12 protein-coding genes are annotated in these 14,115 nt (G+C 70.6%); 5 read left to right on the forward strand and 7 right to left on the reverse strand.

What is annotated here, in order from left to right; translation table 11 throughout:
- Positions 1-166 precede the first annotated feature (166 nt).
- The gene (locus ACIBBD_RS29385) at positions 167-1,306 is read left to right on the forward strand and encodes a response regulator (RefSeq protein WP_399422571.1); all 1,140 of its coding nucleotides are present in this window, start codon (positions 167-169) and stop codon (positions 1,304-1,306) included.
- 46 nt (positions 1,307-1,352) lie between these two features.
- Here the strand turns inward: ACIBBD_RS29385 and ACIBBD_RS29390 are convergent, their stop codons facing one another.
- Positions 1,353-1,682 carry an STAS domain-containing protein gene (locus ACIBBD_RS29390; protein WP_399422595.1) on the reverse strand — a complete coding sequence of 110 codons (330 nt, stop codon included), beginning with the start codon at positions 1,680-1,682 and terminating at the stop codon, positions 1,353-1,355.
- A gap of 159 nt (positions 1,683-1,841) precedes the next feature.
- On the opposite strand from ACIBBD_RS29390, the gene ACIBBD_RS29395 reads away from it, so the two are divergent.
- Entirely contained in the window at positions 1,842-2,204 is a 363-nt protein-coding gene (locus ACIBBD_RS29395) for a helix-turn-helix transcriptional regulator (protein ID WP_399422572.1), read from the forward strand.
- A 407-nt stretch (positions 2,205-2,611) separates the two neighbouring features.
- On the opposite strand, the gene ACIBBD_RS29400 is transcribed toward ACIBBD_RS29395, so the two are convergent.
- The 5 genes from ACIBBD_RS29400 to ACIBBD_RS29420 all read right to left on the reverse strand — a co-directional run bounded on the left by ACIBBD_RS29400 (position 2,612) and on the right by ACIBBD_RS29420 (position 9,139).
- Entirely contained in the window at positions 2,612-3,997 is a 1,386-nt protein-coding gene (locus ACIBBD_RS29400) for an FAD-binding oxidoreductase (RefSeq protein ID WP_399422573.1), read from the reverse strand.
- Between the two features lie 771 nt (positions 3,998-4,768).
- Entirely contained in the window at positions 4,769-5,278 is a 510-nt protein-coding gene (locus ACIBBD_RS29405) for a hypothetical protein (protein ID WP_399422574.1), read from the reverse strand.
- Between the two features lie 620 nt (positions 5,279-5,898).
- Positions 5,899-6,060 carry a hypothetical protein gene (locus ACIBBD_RS29410; RefSeq protein ID WP_399422575.1) on the reverse strand — a complete coding sequence of 54 codons (162 nt, stop codon included), beginning with the start codon at positions 6,058-6,060 and terminating at the stop codon, positions 5,899-5,901.
- Positions 6,061-6,966: 906 nt separating this feature from the next.
- Entirely contained in the window at positions 6,967-7,500 is a 534-nt protein-coding gene (locus ACIBBD_RS29415; RefSeq protein ID WP_399422576.1) for a 2'-5' RNA ligase family protein, read from the reverse strand.
- 94 nt (positions 7,501-7,594) lie between these two features.
- Positions 7,595-9,139 carry a fused MFS/spermidine synthase gene (locus ACIBBD_RS29420; protein ID WP_399422577.1) on the reverse strand — a complete coding sequence of 515 codons (1,545 nt, stop codon included), beginning with the start codon at positions 9,137-9,139 and terminating at the stop codon, positions 7,595-7,597.
- Positions 9,140-9,618: 479 nt separating this feature from the next.
- Between ACIBBD_RS29420 and ACIBBD_RS29425 the strand changes: the two genes are divergently transcribed.
- Positions 9,619-10,560 (forward strand): oxygenase MpaB family protein, encoded by a 942-nt coding sequence (locus tag ACIBBD_RS29425; RefSeq protein ID WP_399422578.1) that lies wholly within the window; start codon positions 9,619-9,621, stop codon positions 10,558-10,560.
- Complete coding sequence (locus tag ACIBBD_RS29430) at positions 10,557-12,062, forward strand: aldehyde dehydrogenase family protein (RefSeq protein WP_399422579.1); 1,506 nt, start codon at positions 10,557-10,559, stop codon at positions 12,060-12,062. The genes ACIBBD_RS29425 and ACIBBD_RS29430 overlap by 4 nt, the downstream gene beginning before the upstream one ends.
- 53 nt (positions 12,063-12,115) lie before the next feature.
- On the opposite strand, the gene ACIBBD_RS29435 is transcribed toward ACIBBD_RS29430, so the two are convergent.
- On the reverse strand, positions 12,116-12,742 hold the full coding sequence (locus ACIBBD_RS29435; protein WP_399422580.1) for a TetR/AcrR family transcriptional regulator: 627 nt from the start codon (positions 12,740-12,742) through the stop codon (positions 12,116-12,118).
- Positions 12,743-12,868: 126 nt separating this feature from the next.
- Between ACIBBD_RS29435 and ACIBBD_RS29440 the strand changes: the two genes are divergently transcribed.
- A complete protein-coding gene (locus ACIBBD_RS29440; protein WP_399422581.1) occupies positions 12,869-14,008 on the forward strand; it encodes an acyl-CoA dehydrogenase family protein in 1,140 nt (379 codons plus the stop codon).
- The last annotated feature ends 107 nt before the right edge of the window (positions 14,009-14,115 follow it).

Below are 14,115 nucleotides of genomic sequence, written 5' to 3' on the forward strand. Positions count from 1 at the left end.
CGGTGGACTCATGTGCTCCGCGGGCCCGCGGCCTACCGTGACGGCGCCGCGGTACACGCCAGGGAGCTCGGGGTGTTGCGCTCCTGGTACTCGACCCGGCTCCGGCTGTACGCGGTGGTGGCCCCGGCCGGGGCCACCATGATGCTGAGTCGACGGGGACATGCGAATGACCGAGGCGGCCGCAGCGCCGGGCAATGAGACGGGCCGACAGGCCCTGACCGACATGCGGCGCTCGTTGGGCATCCGGACCGACGAACCGGACGCGGAACGCCACCCGTTGCCCGGCATCGCACAACTGGAGGCCCTCGCCGACCAGATGTGCGCCGCCGGGCTGCCGACCCGCGTCGAGGTCCAGGGCGGCCACACCCATACAGCCGTCACAGCACAACTGACCGTCTACCGCCTGGTACAGGAAGCCTTGACCAACACCCTCAAGCACACACCCACCGGCACACACGCGACGGTCCGGACGGTCGGCGAAGCCGCGGACGGCATCCAGGCCATACGCCTCGCCCGGGAGCTGCGCCCCGACGTCGTCCTCATGGACGTCCCGATGCCCGGGACCGACGGGATCGAGGAGACCCGGCAGGCCATCCGGGTCTCCCCGCAGAGCAGGGTGTTGATCCTCACCACCTTCGACCTGGACGCATACGCGTTCACCGGACTCAACGCCGGTGCCTCGGGCTTCCTGCTGAAGAACACCAGGCGCGGGGAATCGCTCACCGCGATACGCGGCGTTGCCGCGGGCGACGCGGTGGTGTCCCCGCGGATCACCCGCCGCCTGCTGGAGAACCTCCGCCCGCACCTCCCCGACGGCGGCGGCGCCGGGCGCGACGAGCGGCTGAGTCGGCTCAGCGCCCGTGAGCGCGAGGTGCTCGTCAAGGTGGGCTGCGGCCTGTCCAACACCGAGATCGCGGCCACCCTGTACCTCGCGGAGGCGACCGTGAAGTCCCATCTGGGCCGAAAATCCTGCAAAAGCTCGAGGGCGGGCCGGTCGGGTGCGGGCACGGTGCTCGCCGTTCTCGATCCGGGCCTTGTCCCGGGCCAACTCCCGCTCGGCTGCGGACCACCGCCAGGGTGCGCAGCTCGGGACGCGGCACGCACCGAGCCGTGCGGCAGCGGCACCGCCTTCTTCGCGGCCAGCTTCCCGCCGCCCGCCTCCTTCACTGTCTGCGCCCGCCGAGCCGCCTCGCGCTGTACCTTGCCGGGCCGCTTCCTCGGCTGCTGCCCGCCTGCCGCCTTCGCCGCCTCCTGTGCCGGGCTCGCGCGGCTTTCCGAGGGCCGCGCGGAGGCGGTTCCTTGGTGAGCGTCCGGGCCCGTGCTGTACGGGTTCGCCGTGGCCTGCGGAACGTTCAGCAGGCAGTGGCCTCTTCCACCGTCGCCCGCACCTTCAGGACGGTGTCGACTCCGGTGAGCTCCAGGAGCCGCCGCAGCTGCAACGTCGGCGCGGCCACGCGCAGGTCCGCTGCCTGGTGGGTGAGAATCAGCAAATTCAGCAGTGCCGAGTCCGCGAAGGTGATGCCGGAGGCGTCCAGAACCACCATCGCATGCTCCTTGACCGCGGTGTCCAGCGCGTCCGCCAGGGGCACGATCGAGTCGATGTCGTAGGAGCCTCGCGCGCCTACGACCCAAGCACCGCACCATTCGTACTGCACCACCGTGGCCTGGTCGAGGACCTGCAACCGGCTCCCCTCGGCGTCGCTCGGGCGCCCTGTGACCACTTCATCAAAAGACACCCTCGGGTCCCTCCTGTCGCTCCCCGGCCGATTCCTGTCCTCTGTTGCACGAAAAGTATGTCATGTATTCGATGTCCGGCAAAAGCCGTCCGTAGAATGCTGTGCATGGTTGAAGTGCCTGAGCCTCACTCCGGATGGACGTTCGTCACCAACCACGCGCGTGTGCTGGCGGCCATTGCCGACAACCCGAACGTCCGGATCCGCGACATCGCCGCCCACTGCCGGCTGACCGAGCGCGCCGTCCAGCGGATCATCTCCGATCTCGAGCAGGACGGTTATCTCTCCCACACCCGCGACGGGCGCAGCAACACGTACCGCGTGGAACCGGACAAGGTCCTGCGGCACCCGGCGGAAGCGGGCCTGACCGTAGCCGCGCTGCTCTCCCTGCTCGTACAGGACGAGACCGACCGCACGTGGACGCCCGGCAGCCCGTCGTCCCGCTTGGCCGGTACCGGCGGCGCGCGGTAGGAGCAGAGATCAGACGCTGATCGCAGCACGCACCTGTCTTCAACCAGCACAACCGGCCACGGCATCGGAACGGGAAGGGCCGTTTCAACCTCCCCAGGTGTCGCGCGTCCCTTCCCAGCCTGCGCGTGACTACCCACCTGGACCGGCCTCACTCCTCCGCTCCCCGTGACGCCCCACGCGGCACCCGTCACCCGTCACCCGTCACCCGTCACCCACAAGCACGGGAGGCGATGGCGCACTCAGCCGAGGACAAGGCCACGGAAACGGTTCTGGTGTCAGTGATCCGATTCGGCGCCGGGGGCAGACCGGTGCGTCGGAGCGGCTGGCCGGCCGCGTGCCATGATCGCGGAGGGGCCTCCGGCACGGTGTCTGCGGGATGGACCTGTTCGGGGATGCCCGAAGGGCGGTCAGTGCCGCTGGGCGGGCCTGATGTTCTGGTTGGCGTGGAGGAGGTTGTCCGGGTCGTACGTTCGCTTGATCTGCGCGAGCCGGTCGTAGTGGCCGCGATACGTTGCCCGGACCCGCTCCTGGCCCTCGCCCTGCCCCATGAAGTTCACGTACGAGCCGCCCATCGAGTAGGGGCGCATCTCCTCCGAGTAGTTGACGCACCACTGCTTGATGGTCTCGGCGTTTGCCGGGTCGGGGTCGACACCGGCGAAGACGCCGGACCAGACGGCGTCCCGGTAGCTCCAAGCGGTGTCCTCCCGCGCCACCCGGTGGGCGGCCGCGTCGACTGGGTAGAGGTGCATGAGCGACAGCGGCGTGGGGAGGTTCTCCCCGTATGCGAGATGCACGTCCAGAGCGGGGTCCGGTATGCGATCGAAGAATTCGCCGCGCCAGTACCACTGGTACCCAGTGGGGATCAGCTCGTCGAACAAGCTCTGCAACGCGGAATAGGGCATCGGAGCCGTGAAGTGGAAGGCGGGCGGCGCGGGATCGTTCACCACCGCGAGGACGTCCTCGGTGCGCTCCGGGTCACCGGTGTGGCACCACACGATGCCGCACACCTTCTGCCCGTGGAGCTGTTCGGGGAAGGGCGGGCCGGGCGGGATGGTGAAGAGCGTGAAGAAGCCGTAGATGTCCTCGGAGGCCTGCGGGAGGAAGTCGCGATACCACGTGAGCACCTCGCGGGTGCGGTCGACCGGCCACACGGTGATTGCCACGCCGACAATGTTCACCGGGTGCAGGCGGTAGGTGAACGAGGTCACGATGCCGAAGTTGCCGCCGCCGCCGCGCAGCGCCCAGAACAGGTCCGGGTGCTCGGTCTCGCTCGCTGTGACGAAGCTGCCGTCGGCCAGCACGACATCCGCAGCCAGCAGATTGTCCACCGTCAGACCGTACTTGCGGGTGAGATATCCATGGCCACCGCCGAGGGTAAGGCCCCCCACGCCTGTCATCGACACGATGCCGGTCGGAGTCGCGAGCCCGAAGCCGTGGGTGGCGTGATCGAGATCCCGGAGCTGGCTGCCGCCGCCCACCTGGGCGGTCCTCGCAGCGGGGTCGACATGCACCCAGCGCATCGGCGACAGGTCGACGGTGACGCCGTCGTCCACGAGGCACAGGCCGGCACCGCTGTGCCCGCCACCCCGGACAGCGAGTTCCAGGCCGTTGTCGCGGATGAAGTTGACCGCAGCCATGACATCCGCAGCGTCCGCGCACCGCACGATGGCGGCGGGACGCTTGTCGATCATCGCGTTGTAGATGCTGCGAGCCTGGAGATATTCGGAGTCCTGCGGGCCTATGACCGGCCCTCGCAGAGAGGTCTGCATCGCATCCAAGATCGCACTTTCCATGGTGACCTCCTGGGGGGTGCCGATGTCATCCTCCGGCTCGGGCCTTCCACGGCTGAACCTCATCGGATGCCGCAGGGCTGACCTGTCCAGCGTCCCGCCGACTACCCAGCCCTGCAATTCCGGCAGAACGCTGCTCGATGGGAGTCCTGCGCAGTCCACGCGCTCGTGCCACTCGTACCAAAGGTGCTCTGCGTGCCCGTGGCGGCACGGACGGCAACGACGCCCGGACGATCCTGTGTGCCGACCCGAAGGCGCTCACGGCGTCAGGGACCACCGACCCGGCGAGTGGCGTGCGCAGGCCCTACTCAGCGACGGCAGCAGCCATGATCTCGGGGATCACGCCGAGCGCCGACCGCCCCCCCCTGCCAGGTCTGACGATGCGGCCGGCATCTCGCCGACCTGCCGGGCCGTGACCGGTCCGGCGGGCTGCCGCACGGCGGCAAGGACGCGCTGGTAGTCCGGCGGAGCATGGTTTCCTCAGCGCCCGGCTCGCGGTGCGGGATCACCCTCACCGCCCGGCCGCCCCACCTGCCCGGACGTCGGCGCAGCCGAGGCGCGCTGGTCGGCGGGCTGCCCACTCACCCGCTCGAGGACACGTTCGGCGACAGCGAGTTCGTCCCGCTCGGCCCGCCCTCCGCCAGCTGCTCGGCAAGCCGTTCTTCGAGTTCGTCCAGTTCCGCACGGCGCGCGGTGATCCGTTCCAGCAGCTCGGGATCCAGCAGGCACAGGATCGTAGGGGCGGTCGAACCGCAGCGAGCAAGAACCGGGCGGTCAGCTCCCCTCTTCTGCTGCCGACCGCTCGTTCAGGAACTGCTTCGCCGCCTCGACTGCCTCCCGGTCGAGTTCCTCGAGGGAGACTCCCCAGCTCTCCTCCCAGGCGGCCAGATCGTGCGCGCTATGGACAAGCGGTTCCAGCTCTTCGGGGTAGCCGAGGTCGTAGGCGATGTCTGACCAGATGAGATGGGTGCCGGTGGCGGGATCCAGGGTTCCGTCGGCGATTCGGCCAGCGACCCAGTAGGCCATCGCCCACTTTGCGGCCCGAGGATCAGCGGGCGGATGGAAGAGCAGACCCAGCTCCTCCAGTACCTGGTCGAGGAGCGCCGGCGCTTCGGGCTCCTCGCTCCGGAGGAGGCCAGCCAGCATGGCGAGGGAGGGACTCTCGACCCCGGCAATGAGCGCGTCGAGCCCTGCCTGGATGAGCCGGTCGGACCCGACGTGCCTACCGAAGGCCCGCTCGCGCGCGATGTGGCTCAGTTGCTTGAGGGCGTCATCGCGGGTCATCAGAGTCTTCTCGGTCGGCGTCCGGGAAGAGAAGGCTCGCACATCCGCCGACGCTGGTGCACCGCGTTTCTCTTCGACCCGACCGTCTGACAGACGATCTACTCCTCAGACTGCCTCCCCCGACCCGTGGCACCCACCCCCAGAACCGGTCACACCAGCCCTTCGACCTACGTCTTCACGTTGGCGGCGGCTCGGTTCGGTCACGACCGCCTCGCTGGACGCGGGCGGCCGGGTGCGCCACTCCCCCAGCGTTTCCCGTGTCGGGTCAGTACTTGGAACCTGACCGGATCGAGCGTGAGGCCCTCTCACCCGCCCAAGCACTCTTCCCCGGCGCGCAAACCCGAGACCTGCCTGCGCAGTGCCGACCGCGCTGCTCACCGACGGGCACGGCCGCAGTCGCATCTCCCTCGCCGACTACGCCGCGGCCCTCGCCGACGAACCGGGACATCCGCGAGCAGTACCTGCTCGGATCGCATCGGGCCACTGAACGTCCATGCGCAGCAGCCCAGTCAGCGCCCTGAGGTGCTTCCCCTTCTCCGTGCACGTCCATGCGGTCTGCAGACCGGCCGTGACAGGCATCCAGGATGCGCTGCATGGGCTGTTCCACCTGAGTGCCGGGGTCACAGCTCCAGGGCGATGCCCCACACCAGCGCGGCAACGCTCACGAAGGGTGCCAGCAGCATCACGAAGAAGGCGGAGCTGGAGAGGTGGGCCGGGTCCCGTTGCCCGGCCTCCCTCCACTGCCCGTTGCTCCATGCCACGGCCACGAAGAGGACGATCATCAACCAGTAGGGACCACCATGCCGGAACAGCTGTACTGCGCCAGCCGCCAGGCAGAGGAACGAGAGCCCGGCGATGTAGGCGTGCTTGATGCCGGTAGAGCGTCAACTGTCCTCCCCCCTTCGTGGTTCGTTGGCGTGGGTTGTACTGACACGGCGAGACCACTCAGGGTCCGCCGGGCGGCTTCAACTCCTCCGTCACGTGCCGGAAGAGCCCCAGGCGCCGCGCCAGTGCGTCTTCGGAGATCCGAGTCCGGGCCACGCCGCCGTCGTCGGCCACCGTCAGCGCCGCGTAGCAGGCCATGTCGATCCAGTCGCCGGGACGGTTGTGGACGACTTACGGTGTCGTGCGGGCACTCGGTGCGCAGGTCGGCAATGTGGGCGAACGTCTCTTCGTCCTTCAAGACGCCGGGGCCCGATCACCGCCGTGAACCGGCCGGGCGTCCACCGGCCGCACCGTGGTGCGGCTCGCACGGGCCCGCGCCGCGAGGCGGTGGACGGCCCCCGGAGTGGCCGCCGTTCACCTCCCACACCCGGATGTGCGCACTGCCCATCAAGTCGAGGCCTCGCCAGGGGACTTCGTCGCAGACCGCTCTGGGAAACCGCCTTCGCGACCGTCACCGACACCCGCCTCCACGGGAAGGCCACCGTGCAGGCACGGGACCGGCTGCACCCGAGGCCGACCAGGCGGGCGGCCTGGATCGACTGCCTGCTCGTGCCTGGCCACGGTAGAACGCAAGGGCCGTGCGGGGTAGCCGTCTTGATGCCGCCCGGTCGGGGCGCCCCGGTGACGGGTGAGCTTGGTCGGTGACGGTGCCCTGTCGCCCCGGTGGGTTTTGTTCTCCCGCCACCGTGGTTCTGCCGGTGATCGCGGACCCCCGCCGGGGCTCCAACGTCGGGGACGGCGTCTCAGGGGCGGGGCTTCAGCACCTCCAGGGCGCCGGTCTCGGTGTCGTAGCTGCGCAGAGTGGTGAGCCGGGCCCACAGCGGCGGCGCCGGCAACAGCTCGGGAACCCGCCGGCCGGCGAAGGCACCGGCCCGCCGGGTCCGGCCGAGGGTGATGTGCGGACTCCAGCGCCCAGGCTGGTGGAACGGATTGAGGGTCTCGGGCGGGCTGTCCGAGGCCACCGCCTCCCACACCCGGCGGTGCAGACCGGCCAGCGCGGAGTCGCAGTCCAGCGCCCAAGCCAGCACCGAGGTAGGCCGCTCGAAACGCACCACGCCAGTGAACCGCACCGGCAGCGGCAGGGCGGCGGCGGCCTCGGCGAGCTCCCAGCGAATCGGGGCGGTCAGCTCCGGGCAGGCGACCAGGGTGAGGTGCGGGCTGTTCGTCGGTGAGCGGTGGCGCGCCTGACTGGGCAGCCCCGCGTCCGCCAGCCGCCTCCAGGCCTCCCGGACCGCTAGCTCTGCCGCCTCATCCAACAGGAGCTCGACCGTGCGCACCACCGCAGCCTACCGGCGATCGCCTGCGGTACCGCCGCCCATCGGCCCGGCCGTCAGACAGTTCGCGACGGGCAACGCTTGGACGCGTGCCCTGTCACCGGTTGTTCTGGGGACTGGAGGGCTGGAGGAGCTGGTCGACGGGCGCGTAGGCGTCGGTGAGCAGGGGGGCGCCGCCGATCCAGGACGTGAGGTCGACGCCGGTGACGATCTTCCAACCGGTTCCGCGGGCGTCCAGCGCCTGCTGGATGGCGCTCGGGTCGTTCGGGCGGTCGGAGGCGACCATCACCAGATTGCCGCCCTCGGAGGTGGCAGACGGATCGAGGCCGATGTCGGCGGGTTCGCCGAGGAGGGCAACGTGCTCGAACGTCTCGCGGAGAGTGGCCGCCTCGGCACGTGCGAAGGCCAACTCACCGTGATCGATGAGGTTGGCGACGTAGATGCCGTCCTCGTCGAGCACCCGCCGTACATCGGTCATCGCTTCGACCGTGGTGAGGTGCCACGGGACGCTGACGCCCCCGAAGGCGTCGCCGACCACGAGGTCACGACTGCCCGTGTCCACTCGTCGCAGGCCCAGCCGGCCGTCCTCCACGCGTACGTCGATACCGGTTCTCGGCCTCAGACCGAGGTAGTCACGATCGATGCGGACGACCCCACTGTCGATCTCCGACACAAGGCTGCGCGTTCCGGGGCGGGTGGCCGCAAGGTAACGGGGCAGGGAGAGCCCGCCGCCGCCCAGGTGGTGGGCGGCGAGTGGCTCTCCCTCGGGGAAGGCGGCATCGATCACCGACGCGATGGCACGCACGTACGTGAATTCCAGGAATGTCGGATCGTCCATGTCGACGTAGGAGTGCCGCACGCCGTCCAGGACCAGGGTGCGGCCGCTGTCCCGGTCCGGGTCGACGACGACTCGTGCGCAGTGGTACCTGGTTTCCACGTCGCAGCCGCCCGGCGCGACCATGGCGGCGAGGCCTCCGGCCATCACCACGAGCGTCAGGGCAGTGGTGCCGATCCACCTGCGCGTCCGCCACTCGACGAGCGCCGAGCCGACCACCAGCAGTGTTCCGAGGCCGATCAGGATGCCGGTGACCGATAACCGCGACACGAGGACGAAACCGGTCAGGACCGTGCCGAAGATGGCACCGACGGTGCCGACGCCCGACAGCCGGCCGACGACCGTTCCGGTCTCGGCGAGGCTGGTGAGACGCAACTTGGTCACCATCGGCGTCACCGCGGAGAGCAGCGCGCCTGGCACGAGGATGGTCATGGACGCGATCAGCACGAGCATCGCCGGCGCCCATTCCGCGGTGGTGCGCAACGCGGCTGGGGTGAGCGCCACGACCGCTCCCGACACTCCGAGCGAGGGAGCCAGGAGCCGACGCGGATTGACCTGGTCGGCGATGCGCCCACCCAGCCAGGAGCCGAGAGCGATCGCCGTCAGGGCGATGCCGATCACCATGGTGCTGGTCTCGAGGGTGAGGCCGAGGTAGGGAGCCAGCAGCCGCAGAGCGACGATCTCGACCACCAGGACCGCGGCCGAGGTCCCGAACACGAGCACAGCGGCAACTCGGGGACCCAGGCCGTAGTTACGGGGCGTGCCCTCAGCAACTGGCGAGGAAGACAATCCGGTCACGCGCGACATCCTCGCACGGGAGTTATCGACCGGGCGATACAACGAGAATCTCGCATTCCTCGAGGTGCCCGACGGTTGCGTCCGCCGCAGAAGCCTCGGCCGAGCAACCGGCGTGGACGGAAGCCGAGGCGCGGCCTCGGGCTCCTCCTCGTCTCTGTGACGTCCGGAGTATTGACGTCTCATGAAACAACTCAATAGTTTCAGTATCATCGACTCACAGAGCGTGCTCCCTATGGAACCCAGCACGGCCGGCACCGCCACGACCCGCGCTCTGCCCCCGACCCGCGCGGCACCGCGCAGCCACGTCGCCCGGCGCACCGGCACCTCGTCATCGGCCACGTGAACGTCAGCACCGACACCCGGCGCAGCCGGAGGTGACCGCGGCGGAGCCCGGTCAGGTGCTGGTCGACGCGGAGACCGTCCGCTTCTCCGACACGAGCACGCGCACCGCGAGCCGGTGGCCGCGCTTCTGACAGGAGGGATCACCCATGGGCCGCTACAGCCGGCTGCGCCGCATCCGGCAGATGGATCCGCAGCAGGACTTCGAGCAGATCTACCGGTGGATCATCCACTACGAGTTCCCCCGCGACTATCTCCACGGGACCTCGATCGCGTTCCTGCGCGACTTCGGCGTCCCGCGCATCTCCCGACTCCTGGACCGCACTCAGGAGTTCGAACGTGCTGGTCAGAAGCGGTACGACGACACGGTGCTGATCACGTACGAGATGGTCCGCGAGGGGATGGACTCGGAGCACGGCCGGGCAGCCGCCCGCCACCTGAACCGCATACACGGCCGTTACCGGATCCCCAACGAGGACTTCCTCTACGTCCTGGCCACCACGGTGGTGGGGCCCAAGCGGTGGATCGACCGGTTCGGCTGGCGGCGCCTGTCCGAGCAGGAGACCGAGAGTCTGGCGCTGGTGGGCCGGCGGATGGGCGAGATGATGGGCATCTCCGGCGTGCCCGAGACCTACGCCGCGTTCGAGCGACTCCACGACGACTACGAGGGGGAGATGTTCGCCTACGACCCCGCCAACCGCAGGGTCGCAGCGGCCACCCTGCGGATCCTGGCCTCCTGGTACCCGGCCCCGGCGCGGCGGCTGGCGTCCCGGGTCTCACTCGCCCTCCTGGACGAACCGCTGCTGGAGGCGCTCGGCTTCCGCCCGGAGCCGCGCTGGCTGCGGGCCGCCGTCCACCGCGTGTTCCGCATCCGGGCCGCGCTGATCCGCCTGCTGCCCGGGCGGCCGGAGCGGTTCCCGCGCAAGCCCAAGGCGCGCACCTATCCCTTCGGGTGGACCCTGGACGACCTGGGTCCGCACTGGGCGCACTCCCGTCCGCCGGCCCCGCTCCAGGACGAGGATCCGCCGGAAGGGGCTTCCGTTCCGGTGCAGTCGTCCGTCCCCCACGCTCCCCGTCAGGAGACCCGATGACCGGCACCACACCGGCCGCCGCACCACGCGCCGCGACCTTCACCACGTACTCCCCCGCGACCGGCGAGCCGATCGCCGAACACCCGCTGAACGGGCCGGAGGAGGTCTCCCGCGCCGTGGCCCGGGCCCGGACCGTCCAGGCCGGCTGGGCGGCGCTGCCCGCGTCCCGGCGCCGTGACCACCTGCTGCGCTGGAAGAAGGCCCTCGCCACCGACCTGGACGCCGTGGCCCGCACCATCGCCGAGGAGACCGGCAAGCCGGCCGGCGACGCCGCACTGGAGGTCGTGCTCACGCTGGAGCACCTGGGCTGGGCCGCCCGCAACGCCGACCGCGTGCTGCGCCGGCGGAAGGTGGGCAGCGGACTGTTCGCCGTGCACCAGCGGGCCTCGCTGGTGCACCGGCCGCTGGGCGTGGTCGGCGTGATCGGCCCCTGGAACTATCCCCTGTACACCCCGATGGGCTCCATCGGTTACGCCCTGGCGGCGGGGAACGCCGTGGTCTTCAAGCCGTCCGAGCTGACCTCGGGCACCGGGGTCCTGCTGGCCGAGCTCTTCGACGCCGCCGTGCCCGGGCACGCCGGACTGCTCACCACCGTCACCGGCGCGGCGTCCACCGGGGACGCCCTGGCCCGGTCCGGGGTCGACAAGCTGGCGTTCACCGGCTCGCCGGGGACGGCGCGCAAGGTGATGGCGGTGTGCGCCGAGACGCTGACACCGTTCCTCGCCGAGTGCGGCGGGAAGGACGCGGTGATCGTCACCGCGGACGCGGACCTGGAGGCGGCCGCCGACGCGATCGCGTGGGGCGCGCTGAGCAACGCGGGGCAGACCTGCGCGGGGGTGGAGCGGGTCTACGCGGTGCGTGAGATCCACGCGGCCCTGTGCGAACGGGTGGTCGAGCGGGCCGAGGCGCTGCGCCCGGGTGCCGAGGCGGACGCCTCCTACGGCCCGATGACCCTGCCGGGCCAGGTCGCGGTCGTCGAGCGGCATGTGACCGGTGCGGTCTCGGCGGGTGCGCGTGCCCTGCTGGGCGGGCCCGATTCGGTTCGCGCTCCGTACGTCGCGCCGGTCGTGCTGACCGGCGTTCCGGAGGACGTGGCGGCGATGACGGAGGAGACCTTCGGACCGGTCGTGGCGATCAACCCGGTGGCCGACGTGGACGAGGCGGTGGAGCGGGCCAACGCCTCGCGCTACGCCCTGGGGGCCGCGGTGTTCTGCCGCGACGGGCGCGCCGGTGCGGCGATCGCGGCGCGGCTGCGCGCGGGGGCGGTGTCGGTGAACTCGGTGCTGGGCTTCGCGGCGGTGCCGGCGCTGCCATTCGGCGGGTCTCAGGACTCCGGCTTCGGGCGGATCCACGGCGAGGAGGGCCTGCGTGCCTTCACCTCCGTGCAGTCGACGACGGTGCAGCGGTTCACCCCGCCGATCGCGCTGACCTCCTTCGAGGTTCCGGCCGCCACGCGGGAGCGCGCGGTGCGGCTGGCCCGGGCACTGCACCGGCGCCACTGAACGGCCGGTCGGCGCCCCGCCGGCCGGACCGGCCGAGCGGACGGGCCGGCCGGTCAGGCGTCCAGCAGCGGGGCCAGGTAGCGGCGGGCGAAGGCCCGGGCCTGGTCCTCGTCCTCCATCTCGATGCAGCTGGCGGGGTTGAGCAGGAAGGACACGGCGACCCGCACCATCAGCTCGGCGACCGGACGCGGGTCCTCGTCGGGACGGCCCTCGACCTGTTGCGCGCGGCGCAGATGGACCGTCAGGTAATCGACGGTGGCGGAGAGCGAGGAGCTGCCCTGCACGGTCAGGTAGGGCAGCACCACCTCGGGTTCGAGGCGCAGCAGGCCGCCGAAGAGCGGATGGGCGCGGGTGTGGCGCAGGGCGACCACGAAGCCCTCGACGACCCGCTCCTTCATGGTCGGCAGCGCCGCCACCGCCGAGTCCAGCCGCTGGAAGAACCGGCTGAGCTCGCGCAGCAGGGTGTCCTCGACCAGCTTGTCCTTGGTCTGGAAGCGCCGGTAGACGGTGACCCGGGAGACGCCGGCCCGCTTGGCGACGTCGTCCACGGAGGAGCGGCGCAGACCCAGGAGGGTGAACTGCTCCAGTGCTGCGTCGAGGATCCGCCGCGCCACGCGGTCCTCCGGCTCCGGCTGGGCGAGGGCTCGGGCGAGCCACGAGTCGTTCGTGTCAGTTCTCATGGTGCTCCTCACGATACCGGCGAACGACTCCCGAGAGACTGTGAAACATCTACCATATCTTTGTAGCTCACTGCTTGCCCGACCCTGACCGAGCCGCCGACCGGCACCCGGATCCCGGAGGAACCAATGGGCAGTCGACTCACCGAAGAACAGGCCGCTTTCGCCGCGGCCGTGCGCGACTTCGCCAAGCGCGAGTGCGGTACCCGAGAGCAGCGTGACGCGCTGACAGGCGGCGGCCGCGAGGCCCACCATCCCGGGTTGTACGGCAGGCTCGCCGACCTGGGCTGGCTCGGGGTGTGCCTGCCCGAGGAGTACGGAGGCTCCGGCGGCGGGCTGGCCGACGCCTGCCTCTTCCTGGAGGAGACCTCGTACGGGATGGTCCCGGCCGGGGGTTTCATCACCACTGTCATCGCCGCGAAGGCGTACGAGAAGTTCGGCACCGCGCAGCAGCGGCACGAGGTGCTGTCCGGTGCCGTGCGCGGTGACGTGCTGGCCATCGCCATGTCGGAGCCGGGGGCCGGGTCGGACGTCGGCGCGCTGCGCTGCCGCGCCCGGCAGGAGAAGAACGGCACGTGGGTGATCGACGGTCAGAAGACCTGGATCTCCAACGCGCACTGCGCGAGGAGCATCCTGCTGGTGGCCCGCACCGGCGAGGACAAGCACGGCGGTCTGACCATGTTCCACCTGCCCGCGGACGCCCCGGGCGTGGAGGTGCGGGGCATCGAGACCATGGGCGGCCGGGAGGTCAACGATGTCTTCCTCACCGGCGTGCGGCTGCCCGCGGACGCCGTCGTCGGCCAGGTGGACGGCGGCTGGCGGCAGTTGATGGCCGGCCTGAACTACGAGCGGCTCTTCCTGGCCGCGAACATGCTGGGCCTGGCGCGCCGCGCCTTCGACGACGCGGTCACCTACGTCCGCGAACGTGAGCAGTTCGGCCGGCCGGTCGGCTCCTTCCAGGCGCTGCGGCACCGGATCGCCGATCTCGCCACCGAGATCGAGTGCACCCGGCTGCTGGTGCGCGAGGTGGCTCTGGACTGCGACGCGCAGCCGGACAAGCTGTTCCCGCGCGAGGCGTCCATGGCCAAGCTGAAGGCCACCGAGATCGCCAAGCGGGCCGCCCTGGAGGGCATGCAGATGATGGGCGGCTACGGCTACACCACGGAGTTCGACATGGAGCGCCACCTGCGGGCCGCGGTCGTCTCCACGGTCTACGGCGGGACCAGCGAGATCCAGCGGGACGTCATCGGCAAGACCTACGGTCTCTGAGACGGCCCGCACTCGAAAAGCGGGCGCCCCCCCCCGGGGGGGGGGGGGGGGCGCGGTTAGGGGTGGGGGGGGGCCGGGGCGGGGGGGCCGGGGGGGCGGGGGGGAAC

This window comes from Streptomyces sp. NPDC051315 (assembly GCF_044455165.1).
Classification (GTDB): domain Bacteria; phylum Actinomycetota; class Actinomycetes; order Streptomycetales; family Streptomycetaceae; genus Streptomyces.